The following is a 20,644-nucleotide window of genomic DNA, read 5'->3' on the forward strand; positions in this document are numbered from 1 at the left end:
CCCAACATATAAATATGCTGGGTTTTTTTGGTTTAGAAGAAACACTATCTTAGTAGTTGTACACCACCAAGAGCTACGCCTGGGTTCTTCCCTTTGCTATCCAGATTTTCTACTTCATATACCCACTTAAGTGTTGTTGTATCGGCTGGCAAATCAACACGGTGAATACCGTAGCGCCCTACTTTCGTACCTCTTGGCACACTGACTGAAGAAGAACCGATGGAAGGCAAGCTAGACCACTGATTCCCTGATTTTGCTAACGCGCCATCAACAATGTTGTCACCAATGCTGTATGCCTTCCATACTTCAGTACCATTGGCGAATAACTTAAGCGTACCTTTTGGTAGGTCTTGAGCACCAGTCCAGCCTTTTCCAATAACGGCGGCTCTAAAACGAATCGCTTTCCAGCTTTGTCCGCTTTCAGCTGTAACTGACACTTCAGGCTTTTTGTCTTCACCACCAAGGTAAAGATGACCTTCCCAGTTAATAATATCTGCAGGGCTTTGTGTCCAGCTATGGTTATATTGATCCGTTCTACTGCCATCTCCCCAACCAAATAAACAGTCGCCATTCTTAGTTACGGTACATTGAGGGTACTTAGCACCAGAGTTTGCTTCAGCATAACTGAAAGATATGTTCTGAATACCCGTGTTCAGTGAGTTACGAACAGACCATACTTTTCCGGTTTTACCATCAAAATCAATGCGCCAATATAAAACATCGCTTGCTGGGTCTAGATTTACAGTGTGTGAACCTGAAGCAGCAGAACTAGCACCTGATTGAACTTCTAACCAAGTGCTATTATCTGTACTGGTATACACTTTGTAAGCACTTGACTTAGATACTTTCCAAGTGAAGTTATGGTTACCCTTGAATGGGATCGATTGTCCATTATATGGTCGCGGTGTATGCGCATACTTTAAGCTATCATTAGCAAGCGCCGCCATGTCACCATCAGACAAAGCAAATGAGCGCATCTCGATATTATCAACCAAGATATTACCTGCTTTTTGCTCAGACTCTAGGTTAGCTGTAGCATCTTTGCCTGCATCCATCCAAGGCTTAGAAATGATCAACCCTTGGCTTGTACCCGCAGACAAGCGGCTACCCGCTCCCCAAACACCTGCGTAGCCATCAGCCAACTTCATGTCATCGCTTTCTTCTTTATCACGACTGTAGTTGTTAACTAGCGTAGCTTGCTTTCCATTAACCCAAATAGAAACTTTTTGAGTAGTACGATCAACGCGCACTGCGACAGTATTCCATTGACTGAGGTTAAGTGCCTCTTTGGTTGTAACAGACACCTTTCTAAGGTCACTTCCACCAGCATAAGCAGCAAGTTGACGCGAAATCATGAACCATTCTAATGTTCCTTCTTTCGTTAACTTAAGTTGGAATCCATCAACCCAAATACCCTTACTAACAAGATCAATTGGATGTTCCAGTTTCACATTAGGTTTCACTTTGAGTGACAAAGTAAAATCGTCTTCACCGAAATCGAAATCGTGTCCGTAGTGGAACTTATACTTATAAGATTCCTGAACATCGTTCTCTAGTAAGTTAGATTTTACTGACTCGTAAGCACCTAGTTTTAGTGTTTTCGAATTCGCGTAACCTTGGTTAACCCAAACTTCAGAAATTAACTGTTTACTCGATTCTTTAACTACAGCAACTTGTCCTGCCAACCCTGTTTGAGCGTTCACCATCCATAAGTCATCAATAGGCGGCTGTTCAAAGTCGAAACGCGCATATAAATCAGGCGATGTAACTTTGACATGCACTAATTCGCGATCAAACAGCTTTTTGCCATCTGTAATGACATAATGGAATTCGTCTTCACCGATAAAACCTTTCGGTGCTTTATAGGTGACTTTCCCATTTGTGATACTTAGCTCAGCACCTTGTGCCGAGTATTTATCAACGTTATGGATAGAAATCTTATCACCATTAGCATCGACATCATTTTTCATGACATCTAATGCCGTCGTGCTGTCACGTTTTACACTAAAGTGATCAATTTTAGCTGATGGAGGCAGAGGATAATCCGCAGGTCCAACAAGATTTCTTCTTAGACGGTTATTTTTATAAATATTGAAATTGATATCGTCAACGTGAGCTTCACCACCTTGAATACCATGACCTTCTGCTGAAGTACTGTGGCCAGTACCTAAGTAGTGTGCCGTTTCATGTAATACCACACCATCTGCACCTATCATGTTACCCGGTGAGCGAACAATGCTTCCGAAGTTCACACCTAGAATCCAATTGCCTTTCAGCCACAGCATTCTATGTTTGAGATCCCAACCTCTCGTTTTTCTTTGCTCATCCCACCATTTAATGGCAGCTACTCGAACGGGTTCGTTTTCATGCTGGTAACCCCATGTCTTACACGCGTCATGAGAAGCACTTTTTATACAAGTTTGGTAATGATCGTCTAGGTATCCCCAAGTTTCGATCAAGACGTCATTGACAGAAAAACGTAACAAGGCATCTCGGCTCAACACATAGTCAACCAAGTTAATGTAGTAGTCGACAAGCACCATCGCATCATCCAAGTTGCTGTCCGCTTCTTGAACAAACGCTTGGTAGGACACGTGAACGGCCACTTTTACTTTGTGCAACTGAACTTGCGTTTTGTCTTTAGCAATTAAGTTATCTAAACCAGATGTTGGTGCACTCGGACTTTCATCTATAGTTTTAATTGCTTTTTGCATATTGTCTAAAATGGCAGACTGCGGCGTAACCGAAGCTAAGTTTTGAGCTGTTGCTGTTAGCTTCTTAGCGGATAGTCCGCTTATGATGTCTGCTTTTTCAATTGTCCATACTCTTTGACTACCACGGAACGCTGTCACATAGAGTTTATTTTTACTGGTCAGTGCGGCAATAACTTGAGTATTTTTATCACTGGTGTCTACACCACGATAAACACGAATCGCAGGTGTATTAATAGTACTGGATGGTGCGTTTCCATTAATACGATGATCCCATAGATATACTTTCATATCAGGCTCTCGGATCGAATATCGACGGAGCTCTAAAGTACGCTTTTTACCATTAACCGTAATGGCTACAGAAAGATCGGGCGGGGATGCTTTGGTAGGGTTATAGACCATGGGCTTATGGCCTTCGTTTTTGCTATCTTTGCACCCACCAGCCATGACTACCGCTAGTACCACAAAACATAGACTCAGTATTTTCTTCATTCTATGTGGTTCCTTTATATTGACCAGTATAAACATGCATAAAAATCATTTTAATAGCAATGAATTGCGTTGAACAAAACAGCAGCTACGTACAGTCGTTCCAAATAGAAATACCGAAAAATTGGTTAAATTAAATGTTCTGAGCCGCCTATAAAAAGTCGTTTTAATAAAATCTAGATTTTGAGTTGTATCAACCTTATATGAAAGGTATAAATACTGGAGTTATTATTACCTCCCTCTCAATTGACATGGATGAAGATTATGTTTGAAAAAGTGTTAGCTGCTCCCGCCGATCCTATCCTCGGCCTTACTGAAGAGTTTAAAAAAGACTCTCGTGCAGAGAAAATCAACCTTGGTGTTGGCATCTACAAAAATGAAGATGGTCAAACGCCTGTACTTAAAACAGTAAAGAAAGCAGAAGCTGCACTTCTTGAAAACGAAAAAACCAAATCTTACCTAACGATTGAAGGTACAGCTGAATACGGTCTAGCGGTTCAGAAACTTCTTTTCGGTTCAGACGCTGAGATCGTTACATCTCAACGCGCTAAAACAGCACAAGCTCCAGGCGGTACAGGTGCACTTCGCGTAGCGGGTGAATTCATCAAGCGCCAACTGGGCGACGTAAAAATCTGGATCAGTAACCCAACTTGGGCTAACCACAACGGCGTTTTCGCTGCTGCAGGTATCGAGACAGCTCAATACAGCTACTACAACGCTGAAACAAAAGACAAAGACTTCGCAGGCATGGTTGCTGACCTAGAGAAAGCTTCTGCTGGCGATATCGTTCTTCTTCACGGCTGCTGTCATAACCCAACAGGTATCGACCCAACAACTGAAGAGTGGGAAGTACTGGCTAAGTTAGTTGCTGAGAAGAAACTGCTTCCTCTATTCGATTTTGCTTACCAAGGTTTTGCAAAAGGCGTTGAAGAAGATGCAGCTGGCCTGCGTATTTTTGCTCAATACAACAAAGAAATTCTTGTTGCTAGCTCGTTCTCTAAGAACTTTGGTTTGTACAACGAACGTGTTGGTGCATTCACATTGGTTGCAGAGTCTGTAGACGTAGCAACAACAGCATTCTCTCAAGTTAAGAGCATCATCCGCTCTATCTACTCTAACCCACCAGCGCACGGCAGTGCTGTCGTTACTCACATCCTTGGTGATGCTGATCTACGTGCTGAATGGGAAGCAGAAGTAGCAGAAATGCGCGACCGTATCCAAGAGATGCGCGAGCTGTTTGTAACGACACTTAAATCTGAAGGTGTAGACGCCGACTTCACATTCATCGAGCGCCAAAACGGCATGTTCTCGTTCTCTGGCCTAAGCAAAGAGCAAGTAACTCGCCTGAAAGACGAATTCGCTATCTACATTGTTGGCTCTGGCCGTATCAGCGTAGCAGGCATGACTAAGTCGAACATGGGCCCTCTATGTAAAGGCATCGCTGCGGTTCTTTAATCGAAAGGCGAAACCTGTATCTGTCGAGCGATAGATAGACAGATAAATAGACAAAAGCCAGCGACTAAGCTGGCTTTTTCGTGTCTGTCTTCTTTATATTAGCGGTTAAGACACTTAGCCTTTTCGTTACTAACACTTAGTCTCTGCGTTACTATTACTAGTTAATACTCTAGGAAGAACTCTACACCTAGCTCGTTAGTACGCTCGCTGCGAATCTTACCTTCACCATCTCTGTGTTGATAAGAGCCACCAATCGCAAATTTGTTGGTCACTAAATAGCGTAAACCTAGGTGGTAAACTTCCTCATCAAACAAGTCACCGCGATTCACTTGTACACTGCCGTTCGCTATCCAACGTTTCGCAAAGCCATAGTTGAGTTCGGCTTTTATCCCTTGGATAAACTCCGTGTCTGACGAACGAGTAATGTTCGTTCCGTTATCTTCGACCTCCCCCTTCGTGATACCAAGCAGGTAGTAAGCCACTATATCGAGATCTCGCTTAATGCTGTAACGGTACCCAACACCCGGCATAAGGGTATCCATTCGAGTTGTTGAGTCATCTGGGTGAATGAAACGAGCACTGTAGTCGCCCAACAATAGCCAATCATCCGTCATCGCATAGCTGATACCTAACCCATACGATGATGCATTGTTATTGCTGCCTGCATCTTCATTCAAACTTCCCGAATGAGCGGTGGCGTATACATGGTCATAATCAAGAATATCCACACTGTGAGTCTCGGCCCACGAACTTGAAGAAAACATAAAAACTGCAGATACTAAACTAAGTTTCCACTTCGGCATTCCTATCATCCTTTAACTGTCACCCTATTAATTGAAAGATTAGTCTATCCCTAAGACTTTAAAAAGGTTTTAGCTCACAGATTGATTTGTGACGGCAAAATATTATCAAATGTTGTACCATGAAATCATACAAACCAATGGATGATCATTATGGATGCTGAGTTATTAGAGATTCAAAACTTTCTGGCACAATACCCCCCTTTCACAGAACTCCCTGAGGAGATGTTGGCGAAAGTGACCAGTAGCGTCGAAATTTCTTATTACCGCCAAGATACCCCTATCATTCACTTTGGTGACCAGATTAATGATCTTTACATTGTTCGAAGCGGCGAAGTAGAAGTCTATCGTCGTAAAGGTGAGCTCTATAACCGACTGGATGAGGGACACTTATTTGGCCAAATGGGGCTACTCACCAACAATAAAGTTCGCTTCCCTGTAAAGGCAACAGAAGACACCCTACTCTACTGTATCCCTGAACCTATTTTCCAAGAACTCTACGACAACTATGACTCATTCGCTGACTTTGTCGAAGTAGAAGATAATGCGCGATTGCGTCAGGCTAACTCAGACAGCAACGATGCTAACGATCTAACCACATCAAAGGTAAAGACGCTGCTGACTAGCGAAGCGCCAATGATCGAAAAAACCCGAACCATCCAACAAGCTGCAACCATGATGGCGCAAGATAATGTGTCATCTTTGCTGATCATCGATCCCGACATTGTGGAAGATGATGAAGACGATTCGACGCCCGTCATTGGCATCATTACCGATCGTGATCTGTGTACTCGAGTTTTAGCAGAAGGGCTCGACCCATCGGATGAAGTATCAAGTGTCATGACAGCAGAGGTAATCTCGCTCGATCATAATGCCTATGTATACGAAGCCATGATGACCATGCTTCGATATAACGTCCATCACCTACCTGTGCTAAAAGATAAGAAGCCTATTGGTATTATCGAAGCGACTGATATCGTACGTTACGAATCTCAAAACTCACTGTTGTTGGTAAGTAGTATCTTCCAACAGCAAAGCATCGAAGACCTCAAAGTGCTTTCTGAGCAAGTAAAAGACAGCTTTGTGCGCTTGGTTAACGAAGACGCCAATGCCCACATGGTGGGTACCGCAATGTCGGTAATTGGCCGTAGCTTTAAACAACGAATTATTGAACTAGCCGAAGATAAACTCGGTAAAGCGCCGATCCCTTATTGTTTCCTCGCGCTCGGCTCGATGGGGCGTGATGAGCAGCTGCTCGTTACTGACCAAGACAACGCCATTATTCTTGATGATACCTACGACGAGAAAAAGCACGGTAAGTACTTTGAAGAGCTGTCGACCTTCATTTGTGATGGCTTAGACCAATGTGGCTATGTGTACTGTACCGGTGACATCATGGCCACTAACCCAACTTGGCGTATGACACGTCGACAATGGGAAGAATGCTTCGCTGATTGGATTGATGATCCAAACCCGAAAGCACTACTGAACGCCTCTATCTTCTTTGATTTAGATGGTGTTTATGGCCGCTTAAAATGGGCAGAACAGTTAAATAGTTTTATTGTAAGACGTGCGCGTAAGAACAACCGTTTCTTGGCGTGTCTTGCTCGTAACGCACTCAACCGAACACCACCACTTGGCTTCTTCAAAGATTTCGTAATGGAGAAAGATGGTCGTCATAACAACTCGATCAACCTTAAACGTCGTGGTACCGCACCACTTGCCGATCTAATTCGTGTTCACTCTTTGGCGGTCGCCTCTCGCTCGAAGAACTCGTTTGAACGTTTGGATGACATTATCGACGCAGGTATTCTGCCGAAGGGGCGAGCTCAAGACTTGAAAGATGCAATGGAGTTTATCTCCTTAGTTCGTATTCGCCACCAAGCACACGATGTCGACAACAACATAGAACCGGATAACAACATTGAGCCAGAGAACCTATCTGACTTCGAGCGACGCAACCTAAAGGACGCATTCCAAATATTAAGTAATGCGCAGAACTTCCTTAAGTTCCGTTATCAAGCCAGCAATAAGTTTAAGTAGGGCCTATGAACAAACTATTCAGATCACCCGCGGTCGATTGGCCATTTAAGTTTGCTCAGAAGCTGGAACGAGCGAGAGACGAGCGCTTAAAGCAATTTTATAGCCAGCCTCTTCCTTCTCCTGATACTCCAGTGTCAGAAATAAAGTTCTTGGCGGTAGACTTTGAAACAACCGGTTTAAACCCAAACAAAGATGGCATCATTACCATCGGGCTAGTTCCGTTTACGCTCAATCGAATCTACTTGCGGCAGGCTAGACACTGGACATTAAGGCCAAAACAGAAATTGGAAGAAGATTCAGTGGTCATTCATGGTATCACTCATAACGACATCATTGACGCGCCAGACTTGAGTGAAGTATTAGATGAGATTTTAGAATCAATGGCGGGGCATATCCCAGTCGTTCATTATCGCCGTATCGAGCGTGATTTCTTGGACAACGCACTGAAAGTGAGATTAGGTGAAGGGATTGAGTTTCCAGTCCTCGATACGCTCGAGATCGAATCTCAAATCCAGAACAAACTGGCTGGCGGATTATGGAATAAGCTAAAGGGCAAGAAGCCTGCGTCAGTGAGATTAGGGCAGAGCCGCCGTCGATACCACTTACCCGACTACACGCCGCATCATGCATTAACGGATGCAATTGCGACAGCGGAGCTTCTGCAAGCACAGATTGCGCACCATTTTAGCCCTGATATGCCGGTTAAAGATTTCTGGTTATAGATAAACTAGTCGCTGTTAGTTACTGACTAATAGTGCTCACCTCAGAGCTAAAAACGCTCACATCATCTAGATAGTGAGCGTTTTTTGCGCATGATTATCTTTTAAGCATGAATAGAAAGTCTACTCCGCTGTCGGACCAACTAATCGCATTTCCCAATCTTCGACTTTTCCAGTTTCAAGGCGACGCTCGATAAGTGCTCCCCAAGATTCGACTAAAGGCAGCTCCACCAATTCTTTGAGCTCTTGTTTATCCAAACAACCTGTGAACACCGCTCCCATGATTCGAGTTAACGGCCATTCTGGGTAAGGCCTTTCACATAGAAGGATCTCATCTCCAGCACCGATATCACCCTCTTCCAATACACGGAAATACCAGCCTGTTCGCAGGGTATCTTGTAGCCTTCTTGCCATATCATTTTGATCGAATCGCACGTTCAGCTTCCAGCATGGCATACGTCCTTGCGAGACTTCCAATAATGTTGAACCAATGCGAATCTTATCTTTTAAACAAATGGAAGTTTCAGTCACACCGCTTGAACTTATATTCTCACCAAATGCGCCTGCAGATTGAAAGATTGCTTTGCCACCTAATTCTTCCTGCCAAATTAAGTAGTGCTCGCTTGGGTAGATATGAAGGGCTTTTTGAATACCGCCATGAAAACGAGGGTCAGCTTGCTCATCGTTAATAAAGCCAAGTTCAGTGGCACGCTGACGCTCAGGTAAAACCTGCTTATTAATTGCACTCTGAGCACCGTGTGCATAGGCAACGGTTTTACCAGCCAATACACTATTTACTACGCCTAACTTCTTCATATCTATTCCTTCTCAGCAAGTAAAAAAAGAGGAGCTTTCGCTCCTCTTATTGTAAATTACGCCCTATTTAAGCGTGTTTTTCTTCAAACTCTTTCATGAAGTTGACTAATACTTGCACACCTTCCAAAGACATTGCGTTGTATAGTGATGCTCGCATCCCACCTACCGCTCTGTGGCCTTTTAGTGATTTCAGACCTGCAGCATCAGCTAGCTCTAAGAACTTGCTGTCTAGCTCGGGTTTCGCCAACTGGAAAGGTACGTTCATTCTTGAACGGTTTGCGGTGTGAACATCGTTTTTGTAGAAAGCAGAGCTATCAATTGCATTATAAAGCAACGCCGCTTTCTCTTTGTTCACCAATTCCATCGCTTCAACGCCACCTTGAGCTTTCAGCCACTTGAATACAAGACCAGATAGGTACCAAGCGTACGTTGGCGGTGTGTTGAACATTGAGTCTTTTTCAGCAAGTACTTTGTAGTTAAGAATACTCGGCAATACGTCGTTTGCGAGTTCGAGTAGGTCATCACGTACGATAGCAATGCAGATACCAGCCGGGCCGATATTCTTTTGAGCACCCGCGTAGATAACACCGTACTGAGACACATCGATCTTACGAGACAGAATATTAGATGACATATCCGCGACGATTGGCTTATCCGTTTGAGGAAGCTCACTGATTTCAATGCCATCAATGGTCTCGTTTGGACAGAAATGTACGTACGCCGCTTCTGGGTCGATTTTCCAATCTTTAGCCGGAACAACCGCCGCTTTGCCATCAATTGACGTCTTCGCGTTAAATACATCGATTTCACAATATTTGCTCGCTTCAGCCACGGCGCTTTCAGCCCAGTAACCCGCATCGATGTAAGTCGCTTTCGTCGCGTCACCTAGAAGGTTTAAAGGAACAGCAGCGAATTGAGCACGAGCGCCCCCCTGACAGAAAAGAACTTTGTAGTTGTCTGGGATGTTCAGAAGATCACGTAAATCCTGTTCGGACTCGTCAGCAACTTGAATAAATTCTTTGCTGCGATGGCTGATTTCCATAACGGAAGTGCCTAAACCATTCCAATCAATAAAGTCTGCTTGCGCTTGTTTCATTACCGGTTTAGGCAGTGCAGCTGGGCCAGCACTGAAGTTGAATACGTTATCTAATGTAAGTTCCATGGGGATAATTGCTCCTGCTAAATAATAACTATGCAAGTAATACCATGTTTTACCCAACATAAAAACCACAAAAGAGGTCTTAAGACCTCTTTTGTTTTGTACCGTATAAAATGTTTAAGCTTAACCTGCTAAATCACCCTATCAGTATTCAGCCTTGCTCTGTTTATTGAACAAAAACCGGCATAAGTAGAGCAATTAATGGAATTTCTTGTCCATTTTCGAACACTAGGTTTCCATTTTCTAGGTCAGCGCGGATTTCATAACCACTTTGTGTTTCCTTGATCATTTCCATCACCAGCAATTCATCGATACCTTCACGGATGAACGGGTACTCTTCAACAAGCTCGTTTGAGAAGCTAGAGTGAAGGTTGCCCGTTAATGCAGGTACAATCATCGAAGGATTACTGCTGATGTTCTCTGTCCCTTCCGGTACGCTCACCAACCACTTAGATTCGAATTGCCCTTTACCTAGTTCTAACGACATGTTGTTCATCGAAAGGTCGAAGCCTTTGGCAAACAGGATATCGATAAATGGAATGATCTCTGCAACGTCTTCTTGCGTCATCACTGGATTAGATTGGTAAATCTCGAAGATTTTCTCAAACGACTCGCTATCCAATTTCGACATTTCAAAATCGACGTTTAGGTTGTTCAACTGGCCTTCACTGGTCTCAATGTTTGCGACATCCAGCTTAAGGTTGCTGCGCAGACGCTTAGTGGCTTCATCTAGATGCGATTCAAAATCGTACTTAGAATCTTCAATGGTCATGAAAGGCTGCGTTGAAGAGTCTGAAACCAAGAAGCTATCGATAGTAAAGTTCTGTGTGCCTAGCCAGTAACCTTTCGCTTGTTGGCCTGAACCCACACCTTTTAGGTTTGACAGTGTTACCTCTTCACCGGTTTCAAAGTCAATTTGAACCGAAGGGATAGAAAGCTCGTAATCAACTTGCCCTAAAACAGTCGCGTGGCCAGAAAGATTCGATTTCGTGATAGATACCGAAGTACCATTCTCATCAGAACCTTGATGATTGAACTGGCTTAACTCAAAATTAAAGTCAGTGTTGCCGTTTAGCTCTGTGCTAGTTGTCAGAGTTAGAGGCAAAATATCGGTATTATCAAACGTCGACAGCGCGTTTAAGCTCACTAAGCCATGGCTAACCGCACTGTTAATGACAAACTCACTCGGCAGCCCATCAATCGCGAGTTGTTCTTTCAGGTTGTCATCGGTCACAGTTAGGCGAGTAGTTACGTTAGAAGACAGGTAACCTCTATCGTACTCCACGATCTCAGCTTGAATGCTTGAATTGTTAAGCTTTGCAACGCCATCGGTAATGGCATTTTGTCCAATTTGTCCAACCGCTAGCGGCCAACAAAGTGCCAATGAGATTGCTCCGCCGATTGCGCCAATTTTTCTTAACTGTTCCATGAGTTCTCTTTCTACACGTGTCTGTTTTTTTTAGTCTAACCCATCAGTAGCAAACAAGAAACATTGAGTTAAATCAGCCTATTGCTCGATACTTAGATTGCCTCAATAAATTAACGGCTAGCTCTCATCCTTATTCAGCGGTTCTTGCTAGGCTAGAAGCGTCGCTACTATTAAGGTTGAGCTGTGAATCAATACGCTGTTATCTGTTTGGACAATAATCCGGTTAGCATTGAAAGAATACGCACGGAGCTCGCTCCGCTAGCTTCTGTATTCGATATTTATACTGCCGAGAACATAGAAGACGCACATCACGCATTAGAAGATATCCATGATCACCACCAAACCGTTGCCTTGGTGATCACGCATCATCATTCTAAATTTAATGGTGTGCAATTTCTTATTGAACTTGAGCAGCTGCCCCATAGTAATACCGCAAGAACGATATTAGTCAGCGCATCGTCAGACATTCAATCCATTTTAACCGCTGTGAATGAAGGTCGACTCAATCACTGCCTAACCAAACCGGTTCAAGATCAGGTTCTATTCAAATCAGCGCAAAAAGAGCTGACTTCTTTTGTTATCCAATACGACTCCGAAAACCTGTTATCTTACAGCGATGCGTTGGACCAACAGCGCTTACTCAGAGCACACATTGAACAAAAAATTCACTCTTTTCAATCAGGCTTCATTCACGACTACCACCAGCTTTCTGATAATGCCCTGGCTGAACGTGTCGTCAGTGGTTTACAAGATGTCTTCTCAAAAGATGACAAAACCAAGGCCCTTCGTGATTACTCCCCCGAACATCTGCTCACCGTAGAAGGTGAAGACAATCGCTTTTTGTGGCTGATCATTGAGGGTGAAGCGGCACTCTACAAAAAAGATGAGCTAGGACAGCAACGAGAAGTAGTACGTCACTCAAAAGGTAACATTGTTGGCGGGATGTCATTTGTAACTGGTGAGCCTTCGTTTTCTACTGCAATTACCCTAACCCAGACCCAAGTTATAAAGCTGGATAAAGATAGCTTTGCTCAGGTTATGCATTCAAACAATACCCTGTTACCCCTATTCACCAATCTACTGCTCCGGCACTTTAACCGACGCTTACAAAGAAGCATCACCAATAAGATCAAGCTGCAGCAAACGCTCGAATCACTGGAATCTGCCCACCAGCAATTGATTGAGAAAGAGAAGATGGCGATGCTCGGCCAACTCGTGGCAGGGGTCGCTCATGAGTTAAATAACCCGATTGCAGCCATACTGAGAAGTATTGAAACCTTGTCTGAACATCTCGACCAAATACTCGAAAATTCGTCACTCCCAGAGTCGAATAAAGGGACGGACGTATTAACACATTCAAAATTGGCGAAGCCGCTTTCAACGGCTCAAGAAAGACAGCTCGTAAAGCACCTCACCTCTACTATCGATGATCGTGCGCTAGCCAAAAAAGCCGTGAGACTGAACCTAAGCCAAGACTCTGCGGTTTTAGACACCTTAAAAGACTCCCCTGTCGCAGGCAAAGAGCTGCTTAATGACTTAGAGCATTATCACTATGTTGGAAACTCCATCCGCTCAATTCAAGTTTGCAGTAAACGTATTGCCGATATGGTCAAAAGCCTAAAAAGCTATGCCCGAGAAGATGAAGAGGTTCGCCACTACGCGGATGTTCACGAAGGGCTTGAAGATACCTTGGTGATCTTTGAAAACAGACTCAAACATCACCAACTCGAAAAGCATTACGACACCGAATTACCACCTTTATTGTGTCAGTCACTGTCGCTGCAACAAGTGTGGACGAACCTTATCTCCAATGCGCTAGATGCCCTTTCTGAACGAGGAAAGGTGGCGATCACCACCTCGCAACAGAAACAAGGCGACGACACGTTTCTTGTGGTGCAAATTTCCGATACTGGACACGGCATTGCTAAGGAAGATCTCAATACTATTTTCAATCCGAATTTCACGACCAAAAAAGAAGGCAACTTTGGTTTAGGGATTGGGCTATCCATTTCTCAACAAATCGTTTCGGCTCATCAAGGATTTATTTTGGTGGAGTCTGAGGTAGGCAGCCATACACACATGCAAGTGTGGCTTCCATTCAAACAAGAAGGAGCACCTCATGAATAAGTACCTAATTTTATGTGTCGATGATGAGCCAGAGGTTCTCAACAGTGTCCTTCAAGATTTAGCACCATTTGAAGACCACTTTATTGTTGAAGGAGCCGAGTCGGTCGATGAAGCCAAGCAAGTTATTAAAGAAATGGGACAGGAAGGTATCAAGCTCGCCTTAATCTTGTGTGACCACATCATGCCTGACAAAACGGGCATCGATTTTCTTATCGAACTTAACCAGCACGATTCTACAAAGCCAACACGCAAGCTGCTGCTCACCGGGCAAGCCGGGCTTGAAGATACAGTCACAGCAATTAATAACGCGGCGCTTGATTTTTATATTTCAAAACCTTGGCAAGGCGATCAACTTAGAGACACGATTACTCAACAACTGACAGACTATGTCATTGCTAACGACAAGCAGTTACTAAACTGGACTTCCATCTTAGATACCGAGCGCATACTGACGTCAATGGCAAGCAAGCGAACAAGTTTCGGCGAATAGCAGTTAATACTTGTCGGTAGATAACAGCGAACACTATTGGTACATCACTGTTACCGGCCAATAAAGACGAACCTTGCTGGTGAAGAGTGGTTAGCACGTAGAAGGTGGCGGAAAACGAGTTGCTGCTCAATAATCGCGATTTCCTACCTAAGATGTGAAGTCATTTGCGTACAGCGCGTAAATTAAGTGTGTCTAATCGTTATCAATAACGAGTGAATGGATAATAAATTTTGCCAAATAGCCTTAAAACATGAGATCTCTGTAACAGAGCAGTACTTTACTTGCGTATTTTTTGACTAAATGACAAATGAACAGCATTTTTATGGGTTATTTTTCCGTGAGTTAGATTAAACTGTCTCAATGTTTATGGTTTGCCTGTTTTTTATCAAACCAAAGGGATCAACACTAATAAAGGTTTACGATCGTTATGCGCAAAATTTTACTTACTACCGCTATGCTATTGGCTTCTAGCCAAGCACTAGCTGTCGATGGACAACCAAATGAACAAGCACAAGTAATGAGCAACTTTAGCTACGATTACTTTGACGCACGTATCGGTGCGAGCCCAATTACATTTGGTGGTGCGTTCAGTAAGTCAATCCACCCGAATGCTCACGCAGTAGCGCGTATCGATTCAGAATTTGAAGGCGATTACGACTCTGCTGTCGGTCTTGGTTTCCACGCTCCAATCAACAACTGGGCAGATCTAACGGGTGAAATGCTAGCTCGTATAGTTCAACCATCAGCCAAAAGCTCTCCTGATGTTGGTATGGAATTCAACGTTGGTGTTCGTCAATGGCTTGGCCCACAACTAGAAGTTGGCGGCAAAGGCGGTTACGTTTCTATCGATGATAAAGATGATTGGATTGGTTCTGCTTACGTTCGTTTCCACTCTACAGAACTATTCTCTCTAGGTGCAGAAGTTCGTATCAATGATTTCTACGGTGATCAGTTAATGTTCACGACTCGTTTCAAGCTTTAAGTAAAACGAGAAAGCTCTTAATAAGGGCTTAGCCTTTAAAACGGGCTAGATAGAAACAAAAAAACCGAGGAAATCCCTCGGTTTTTATATATAAACAGTAATCTTATGCATATACAGGCGATATCTTTAGTGACAGCTCTTTAATAATTGCTGCTTGCGTGGCTCTTGTAATAGTTTCCAGTGAATACCATCAATTGCACCCGCAAACTTCCAAAGTAATTTTAGGTCAACATCGTTTCCGTACGCTTCGCGAACCTTATTAAACACTTCAGATGCACCCAACTGCATAAACATTGAAACATCATCCACTCCAGCCTTTTTAACCATGCGTTCTAACGTCAGTTGCATGTTAGGCAAATCCCTTAATCTACGGCTAGCAGATGATTTTTTGAAGCTACGCTGCTGAATTGAATTATCGATTGAAGTACGAATAATACTATCCAATTCAGGATGCTCAGATGTAAAAAGATCCGTGATGTCGTAGTAATTCACGGTTGCTGTCGTCTGCTTTTTTACGTGACGATACTTTTCACAATCAAGCCCCGTCAGCTTTTTATCTAATAACTTCCCACCTCGAATGAATACACAATCTTCACTCAATAAAGCGAACATCGCGTCATTTTGAAAGAGGCCAATACCTCCAAACATAGAGCGTTTTTGATGTTCACCAAATTGATTCACGTAATTAACAAATGCTGTCTCGGTCATATCCGTTGATCCTTAATCAAATTACCCCGATTAGGTTGATCGCCAGACAAGCAGCTTTTTATGCGAAAAATTTTAAATCTATTTAAATATTTAGGTGAATATTATGGTTTCATTTGTCACCTTTGAAATAAATGATACTTCGAAAAGAAAAATAAGTCAGGGCTCAGTTCACATCAATCAGTTGAATATCCGTACTTTTAATGATTTACATCACATTTAACTATCAAATCACGCCAAAAATTTAATTCCTAGTGATACTCCCGTTCAAGTTATCAAAGCTTATGTGGTTCGATGAGTATTGCCTCGCAGCATCGTGGCTTGTAAAATGGTACGACATACATGTTCTTACTCTTAATATGAATCATTTATCATTTTTCTGGCTACCACAAAATAAAGCTCTTCTCCTTAAGGGCCTAGAATCCGAGTTTGCCCAACTTGTTGGACATTCCATCTCAGCGGGAAAAATAACTCTTCCTCCGATTCCTGAGGTTGTACTTAAAATTCAAAAGCTTTGTACTCTTGAACCAACAGGCGTCGCTGAAGTAGCCGAGTGCTTACTTGAAGACCCTGGGCTAACAGCAATCGTGATTCGTGTTGCTAACTCTGTTGTCTTTAACAGACGCAATATCACTTGTGTCGATGTTATGACGGCCGTATCGCGTCTTGGCATATTGAGGGTGCGTGACATTGTCACGGCTCAGGCTATTGAGCAACTTAAACATTCCGTTAATTTGAGTAAAGAGTGTAACGAGCTATTGGTTCAGAGCGCTTCTGTATCAAAAGAACTCGCCGCAACTATGGTGTTAGTCACTAACCTATTTAAAGAGCTATCCCCTACCGAATACCGTTATCTAGAACATGAAAAGTCACTACTTGTTGGGTTGCTCGCAGACATAGGTTTGTTCTGTTTGGTTAGCGAATATCACCTCTACCTAGACAACGGGAACTACTTAGATCACGACATCGCACTGCAAATATTCCAAGGCCAGTGTTCGGCGACAAGTAAGCTAGTTTTACGACGTTGGGGTTTCGACAGCGACTTTATCGATGTTTGCAGTAACACCATTAATAGTCACGAAGAACGCGAAGTGTCTTACCTTGATATTGCGCGAATAGCTAACCACCTACTGATGTTTAGAAACAAGGATGACAACATCGATGAGCACGAAGTAGAACTGAACGTCACAGGAGCGGAAGTGCTTTATAAATTAAGCAACTTGAGCAAACAGGATTTTAATGCAAAGCTAAGTGACGTGATCAATACTAGCGGCTTCTAAGTTACTGTTAAATTGCTAATAAATGTAATATGAAGTCAATGCAATGGGGAAAGCATGTTTACAGGGATGATCTTTATATTTGCGCCACTCGTCGTGGGGTATCTTTTTTCAATATCAAACGCTCAGACGCTAGATTTTATCAACCGCTCTACTTCGCGGTTGATCTACGTGATTCTCGCTTTGATGGGACTAAGCTTAGCTGCCCTCGATAACCTAGGCAGTAACCTGCAGACAATCCTTCTATACACCGCCACCTTCTTTGTCTGCTTAAGCGTTTGTAACCTAATGGCGCTGCCCGCTATTGATAAGTTACTGCCACTCCAGACAGATAGCTGTAACAAGAAACTTCCTCTATCTTCTATGGCGATGGAGTCTGGCAAACTCATCTTAGTGGTCGGTTCCGGCCTTATCGCTGGTTTGGTTCTGCCTATTGGACTTGGTTGGGTTGATACCGCCAGTGAATGGATCCTGTTTGTTTTACTGTTCTTTATTGGCATTCAGCTACGCAATAGCGGACTAACACTTCGTCAGATCTTGCTCAACAAACACGGCATGGTAATCGCAATCGCGATCATCGTCACCTCAATGCTAGGTGGTATCATTGCGGCTTATATCCTTGATATCCCTCTGTTCAAAGCCTTGGCAATGTCTTCTGGGTTTGGCTGGTATTCATTAGCCGGCATCTTGATGGGCGACGCCTTTGGTCCTGTTTATGGCGGCGCTTCATTCATGCTTGAGCTGTTAAGAGAGTTAGTTGCCTTAGTACTGATTCCAGTGCTAATTCGCAGCTACCCATGTACTTCTATTGGCTATGCAGGCGCAACCGCGATGGATTTCACATTACCTGTCATTCAAACCACAGGTGGCGTTCGGTGCGTGCCAGTCGCCATAGTCAGTGGCTTTATCCTCAGCTTGCTTGTCCCGATTTTGATGTTGTTCTTTGTATCTCTTGCTAACTAGATCGCAGGAATAGCGTTTGTTTTAGATTAGAATGCAACTCGAATACCCATGCCCAATACACAGATACAGTTACCGAAATAAAAAGACACTAAGTGTCATTGCTCAACAAATAATGATCACGGTAATCTGTAACGACAACGTTATAAAAAGAATAAACTTACAAAAGGAACCGCTATGAAACGCCTTTGCGTCGCATTACTGCTAGCTTCAACTTCGACTTTCTCTTTTGCAGCAGATTCAATGTCTGAGACAAATCAGTGCCAAGCAAAAAAATATGATGCGTACATCGACGCCTCTTTAGGTTGGTATGCCGATCTTGCGGCATTGACCTCTGAGCAATACCCAGAGCTAACAGAAGTAAGTGAGTGGTTCCTAGAAGGTCGTAAGCACCACTTTGAACTGAATCGTGCTGCGGTAAACTACTATCTAGTAAACGATTCAAGCAAAGTAGCTACCGAGCAATCTGTAGAAGGTTGGTTGCAATTAGAACAACACGACATTAAAACGCTATCAACACGTGATGATGAACTTGGTAAAATCGCGAAAACAACGTTCGACGACCGCCAATCAACGCCTCACGCTCAAAACTACGAGCTACGTTCTGCCTTTGCAGAGCTTCTTAGCCACCCCAAGCAAATCGACACAGCGCTGCAGCGTTACAACCAGTCGATTACCAAACTTGAAGCGATCAAGTGTAAATAACCCTCAATTTACTATGCTTTTATGGGAAGTTGGATTTCATAATTAAGACGGGACATTGTTCCCGTTTTCGTTTAGATTATCCCGCTCGCGTCAATATAAGAAAAATAACTCGCTTGCTATGGTTACGGAACAAAAAACAGCAGATGTTAGCTTCGACAGTCTTCTACGTATCTTTACAGTACCAGAAGGCCCAGACTCAACACTCACTCAAATCGAAGACAAACTTTCACGAAACCTGAATCAATTCTTACGTGAACACATTGTGGCTGAAGAAAAGCCGCTGCGTGAAATTGAGAAAGATTTTTCAAATGCTCATATCCCAGAGCAGCCTGAGTTTGTTTCTGAACATACTGAGCATCTCCTCGATTCTCTCGTGTCTCACTCGGTTCACACGTCTTCGCCAAGTTTCATTGGCCATATGACCTCTGCGTTGCCGTACTTCCTGATGCCGCTTTCTAAAATTATGATAGCGTTGAATCAGAATCTAGTAAAAATCGAGACCTCAAAAGCTTTCACTCCCCTAGAACGTCAAGTTTTGGGCATGTTACATCGCCTGATTTATCAAGATAGCGACCAGTTTTATTCTCGCTGGATGCACAGTGCAAACCACTCTTTAGGTGCGTTTTGTTCTGGTGGTACCATCGCGAACGTTACGGCGCTTTGGGTTGCACGTAACAATGCACTAAAGGCACAAGGTTCGTTCAAAGGCGTAGAAAAAGAAGGCCTGTTTAAAGCCATGAAGCACTATGACTATGAAGGCCTAGCCATCTTAGTCTCTGAACGTGGTCACTACTCTCTGAAAAAAGCTGCGGATGTACTTGGTATTGGTCAAGAAGGTCTAGTGTCTGTTAAGACGGATAACGACAACCGCATTTGTACGGACGATCTAAGACTCAAGATTGAACAGCTCAAACAGAACAAGATCAAACCTTTCGCCGTCATTGGTGTGGCTGGTACAACCGAAACCGGTAATATCGACCCTCTAAGAGACATTGCTGAGGTGTGTGCCGAATCTGATTGTCATTTCCATGTTGATGCTGCTTGGGGCGGTGCGACTCTAATGTCGAACAACCATCGTCACCTACTTGATGGTATTGAATTGGCTGATTCAGTTACGATTGATGCGCATAAACAGCTTTATATCCCTATGGGTGCTGGCATGGTTTTGTTTAAGAAGCCAGATGCGATGACCGCAATCGAACATCATGCTCAATACATCCTTCGTAAAGGCTCAAAAGACTTAGGTAGTCATACGTTAGAAGGCTCTCGTTCAGGCATGGCAATGTTAGTCTACGCCTCAATGCACATCATCAGTCGCCCTGGGTATGAACTGCTGATCGACCAGAGCATCAATAAAGCGCGCTACTTTGCCGACCTGATTAAAGATCAAAACGACTTCGAACTGGTTTCAGAGCCTGAGCTTTGCCTACTGACCTATCGCTATGTGCCTGAATCAGTCAAAGCAGCACTACTCAAGGCTAAAGCACCAGAGCGTGTTGAACTGAATGAGCTACTCAATGAACTGACCAAGTTTATTCAGAAGAAGCAACGTGAAACGGGCAAGTCTTTCGTATCGCGAACGCGCTTAAACCCCGAAATATGGGCGCATCAGCCAATCATCGTTTTCCGTGTAGTATTAGCAAACCCACTGACGGGCAACGATATTCTCTCTTCAGTGCTTGAAGAACAGCGTGAAATCTCTAAACTAGCACCTAACTTGATGAGTAAAATCACCAAATTGGTTAAGCTAATCAACGCCTAGCCATTCAATTTTAGT

At 43.4% G+C, this 20,644-nt stretch carries 16 protein-coding genes; 10 read left to right on the top strand and 6 right to left on the bottom strand.

Going from position 1 to position 20,644, the window contains the following annotated elements:
* Positions 1-44 precede the first annotated feature (44 nt).
* Entirely contained in the window at positions 45-3,203 is a 3,159-nt protein-coding gene (locus K08M4_RS08565) for an Ig-like domain-containing protein (protein WP_086049580.1), read from the bottom strand.
* A gap of 261 nt (positions 3,204-3,464) precedes the next feature.
* On the opposite strand from K08M4_RS08565, the gene K08M4_RS08570 reads away from it, so the two are divergent.
* On the top strand, positions 3,465-4,655 hold the full coding sequence (locus tag K08M4_RS08570) for an amino acid aminotransferase (protein WP_086049581.1): 1,191 nt from the start codon (positions 3,465-3,467) through the stop codon (positions 4,653-4,655).
* Positions 4,656-4,816: 161 nt separating this feature from the next.
* On the opposite strand, the gene K08M4_RS08575 is transcribed toward K08M4_RS08570, so the two are convergent.
* The gene (locus K08M4_RS08575; protein ID WP_086049582.1) at positions 4,817-5,458 is read right to left on the bottom strand and encodes an outer membrane beta-barrel protein; all 642 of its coding nucleotides are present in this window, start codon (positions 5,456-5,458) and stop codon (positions 4,817-4,819) included.
* Between the two features lie 150 nt (positions 5,459-5,608).
* Here K08M4_RS08575 and K08M4_RS08580 point away from each other — a divergent pair, with 150 nt between their 5' ends.
* Complete coding sequence (locus tag K08M4_RS08580; RefSeq protein ID WP_009847053.1) at positions 5,609-7,498, top strand: DUF294 nucleotidyltransferase-like domain-containing protein; 1,890 nt, start codon at positions 5,609-5,611, stop codon at positions 7,496-7,498.
* 5 nt (positions 7,499-7,503) lie between these two features.
* Positions 7,504-8,220 (top strand): 3'-5' exonuclease, encoded by a 717-nt coding sequence (locus K08M4_RS08585; RefSeq protein WP_086049583.1) that lies wholly within the window; start codon positions 7,504-7,506, stop codon positions 8,218-8,220.
* Positions 8,221-8,340: 120 nt separating this feature from the next.
* Here the strand turns inward: K08M4_RS08585 and K08M4_RS08590 are convergent, their stop codons facing one another.
* From K08M4_RS08590 to K08M4_RS08600, 3 genes are all read right to left on the bottom strand, one after another.
* On the bottom strand, positions 8,341-9,033 hold the full coding sequence (locus K08M4_RS08590) for an MOSC domain-containing protein (protein WP_086049584.1): 693 nt from the start codon (positions 9,031-9,033) through the stop codon (positions 8,341-8,343).
* 67 nt (positions 9,034-9,100) lie between these two features.
* Entirely contained in the window at positions 9,101-10,195 is a 1,095-nt protein-coding gene (serC, locus tag K08M4_RS08595; protein ID WP_086049585.1) for a 3-phosphoserine/phosphohydroxythreonine transaminase, read from the bottom strand.
* Positions 10,196-10,358: 163 nt separating this feature from the next.
* The gene (locus tag K08M4_RS08600) at positions 10,359-11,621 is read right to left on the bottom strand and encodes a DUF945 family protein (RefSeq protein WP_086049586.1); all 1,263 of its coding nucleotides are present in this window, start codon (positions 11,619-11,621) and stop codon (positions 10,359-10,361) included.
* A 183-nt stretch (positions 11,622-11,804) separates the two neighbouring features.
* On the opposite strand from K08M4_RS08600, the gene K08M4_RS08605 reads away from it, so the two are divergent.
* From K08M4_RS08605 to K08M4_RS08615, 3 genes are all read left to right on the top strand, one after another.
* Positions 11,805-13,748 (top strand): ATP-binding protein, encoded by a 1,944-nt coding sequence (locus K08M4_RS08605; protein WP_086049587.1) that lies wholly within the window; start codon positions 11,805-11,807, stop codon positions 13,746-13,748.
* On the top strand, positions 13,741-14,238 hold the full coding sequence (locus K08M4_RS08610) for a response regulator (protein WP_086049588.1): 498 nt from the start codon (positions 13,741-13,743) through the stop codon (positions 14,236-14,238). Before K08M4_RS08605 ends, K08M4_RS08610 begins: the two co-directional genes overlap by 8 nt.
* Before the next feature lie 427 nt (positions 14,239-14,665).
* On the top strand, positions 14,666-15,220 hold the full coding sequence (locus tag K08M4_RS08615) for a hypothetical protein (protein WP_086049589.1): 555 nt from the start codon (positions 14,666-14,668) through the stop codon (positions 15,218-15,220).
* 126 nt (positions 15,221-15,346) lie between these two features.
* Here K08M4_RS08615 and K08M4_RS08620 read toward each other — a convergent pair whose 3' ends face one another.
* A complete protein-coding gene (locus K08M4_RS08620) occupies positions 15,347-15,928 on the bottom strand; it encodes a TfoX/Sxy family DNA transformation protein (protein WP_086049590.1) in 582 nt (193 codons plus the stop codon).
* A gap of 356 nt (positions 15,929-16,284) precedes the next feature.
* On the opposite strand from K08M4_RS08620, the gene K08M4_RS08630 reads away from it, so the two are divergent.
* The 4 genes from K08M4_RS08630 to panP all read left to right on the top strand — a co-directional run bounded on the left by K08M4_RS08630 (position 16,285) and on the right by panP (position 20,629).
* A complete protein-coding gene (locus K08M4_RS08630) occupies positions 16,285-17,205 on the top strand; it encodes an HDOD domain-containing protein (RefSeq protein WP_086049591.1) in 921 nt (306 codons plus the stop codon).
* Positions 17,206-17,259: 54 nt separating this feature from the next.
* Positions 17,260-18,165, top strand: coding sequence for a LysO family transporter (locus K08M4_RS08635; RefSeq protein ID WP_086049592.1), 906 nt, complete (start codon positions 17,260-17,262; stop codon positions 18,163-18,165).
* Between the two features lie 174 nt (positions 18,166-18,339).
* Complete coding sequence (locus K08M4_RS08640; protein WP_086049593.1) at positions 18,340-18,867, top strand: hypothetical protein; 528 nt, start codon at positions 18,340-18,342, stop codon at positions 18,865-18,867.
* 118 nt (positions 18,868-18,985) lie between these two features.
* Complete coding sequence (gene panP / locus K08M4_RS08645) at positions 18,986-20,629, top strand: pyridoxal-dependent aspartate 1-decarboxylase PanP (protein WP_086049594.1); 1,644 nt, start codon at positions 18,986-18,988, stop codon at positions 20,627-20,629.
* The last annotated feature ends 15 nt before the right edge of the window (positions 20,630-20,644 follow it).

The sequence above is a fragment of the Vibrio syngnathi genome (genome assembly GCF_002119525.1).
GTDB classification, from domain to species: domain Bacteria; phylum Pseudomonadota; class Gammaproteobacteria; order Enterobacterales; family Vibrionaceae; genus Vibrio; species Vibrio syngnathi.

Bases quoted from the DNA above. Each gene is read 5' to 3' on its own strand.
- K08M4_RS08565 (WP_086049580.1), bottom strand. From the start codon at position 3,203: ATGAAGAAAATACTGAGTCTATGTTTTGTGGTACTAGCGGTAGTCATG.
- K08M4_RS08570 (WP_086049581.1), top strand. From the start codon at position 3,465: ATGTTTGAAAAAGTGTTAGCTGCTCCCGCCGATCCTATCCTCGGCCTT.
- K08M4_RS08575 (WP_086049582.1), bottom strand. From the start codon at position 5,458: ATGCCGAAGTGGAAACTTAGTTTAGTATCTGCAGTTTTTATGTTTTCT.
- K08M4_RS08580 (WP_009847053.1), top strand. From the start codon at position 5,609: ATGGATGCTGAGTTATTAGAGATTCAAAACTTTCTGGCACAATACCCC.
- K08M4_RS08585 (WP_086049583.1), top strand. From the start codon at position 7,504: ATGAACAAACTATTCAGATCACCCGCGGTCGATTGGCCATTTAAGTTT.
- K08M4_RS08590 (WP_086049584.1), bottom strand. From the start codon at position 9,033: ATGAAGAAGTTAGGCGTAGTAAATAGTGTATTGGCTGGTAAAACCGTT.
- serC (WP_086049585.1), bottom strand. From the start codon at position 10,195: ATGGAACTTACATTAGATAACGTATTCAACTTCAGTGCTGGCCCAGCT.
- K08M4_RS08600 (WP_086049586.1), bottom strand. From the start codon at position 11,621: ATGGAACAGTTAAGAAAAATTGGCGCAATCGGCGGAGCAATCTCATTG.
- K08M4_RS08610 (WP_086049588.1), top strand. From the start codon at position 13,741: ATGAATAAGTACCTAATTTTATGTGTCGATGATGAGCCAGAGGTTCTC.
- K08M4_RS08615 (WP_086049589.1), top strand. From the start codon at position 14,666: ATGCGCAAAATTTTACTTACTACCGCTATGCTATTGGCTTCTAGCCAA.
- K08M4_RS08620 (WP_086049590.1), bottom strand. From the start codon at position 15,928: ATGACCGAGACAGCATTTGTTAATTACGTGAATCAATTTGGTGAACAT.
- K08M4_RS08630 (WP_086049591.1), top strand. From the start codon at position 16,285: ATGAATCATTTATCATTTTTCTGGCTACCACAAAATAAAGCTCTTCTC.
- K08M4_RS08635 (WP_086049592.1), top strand. From the start codon at position 17,260: ATGTTTACAGGGATGATCTTTATATTTGCGCCACTCGTCGTGGGGTAT.
- K08M4_RS08640 (WP_086049593.1), top strand. From the start codon at position 18,340: ATGAAACGCCTTTGCGTCGCATTACTGCTAGCTTCAACTTCGACTTTC.
- panP (WP_086049594.1), top strand. From the start codon at position 18,986: ATGGTTACGGAACAAAAAACAGCAGATGTTAGCTTCGACAGTCTTCTA.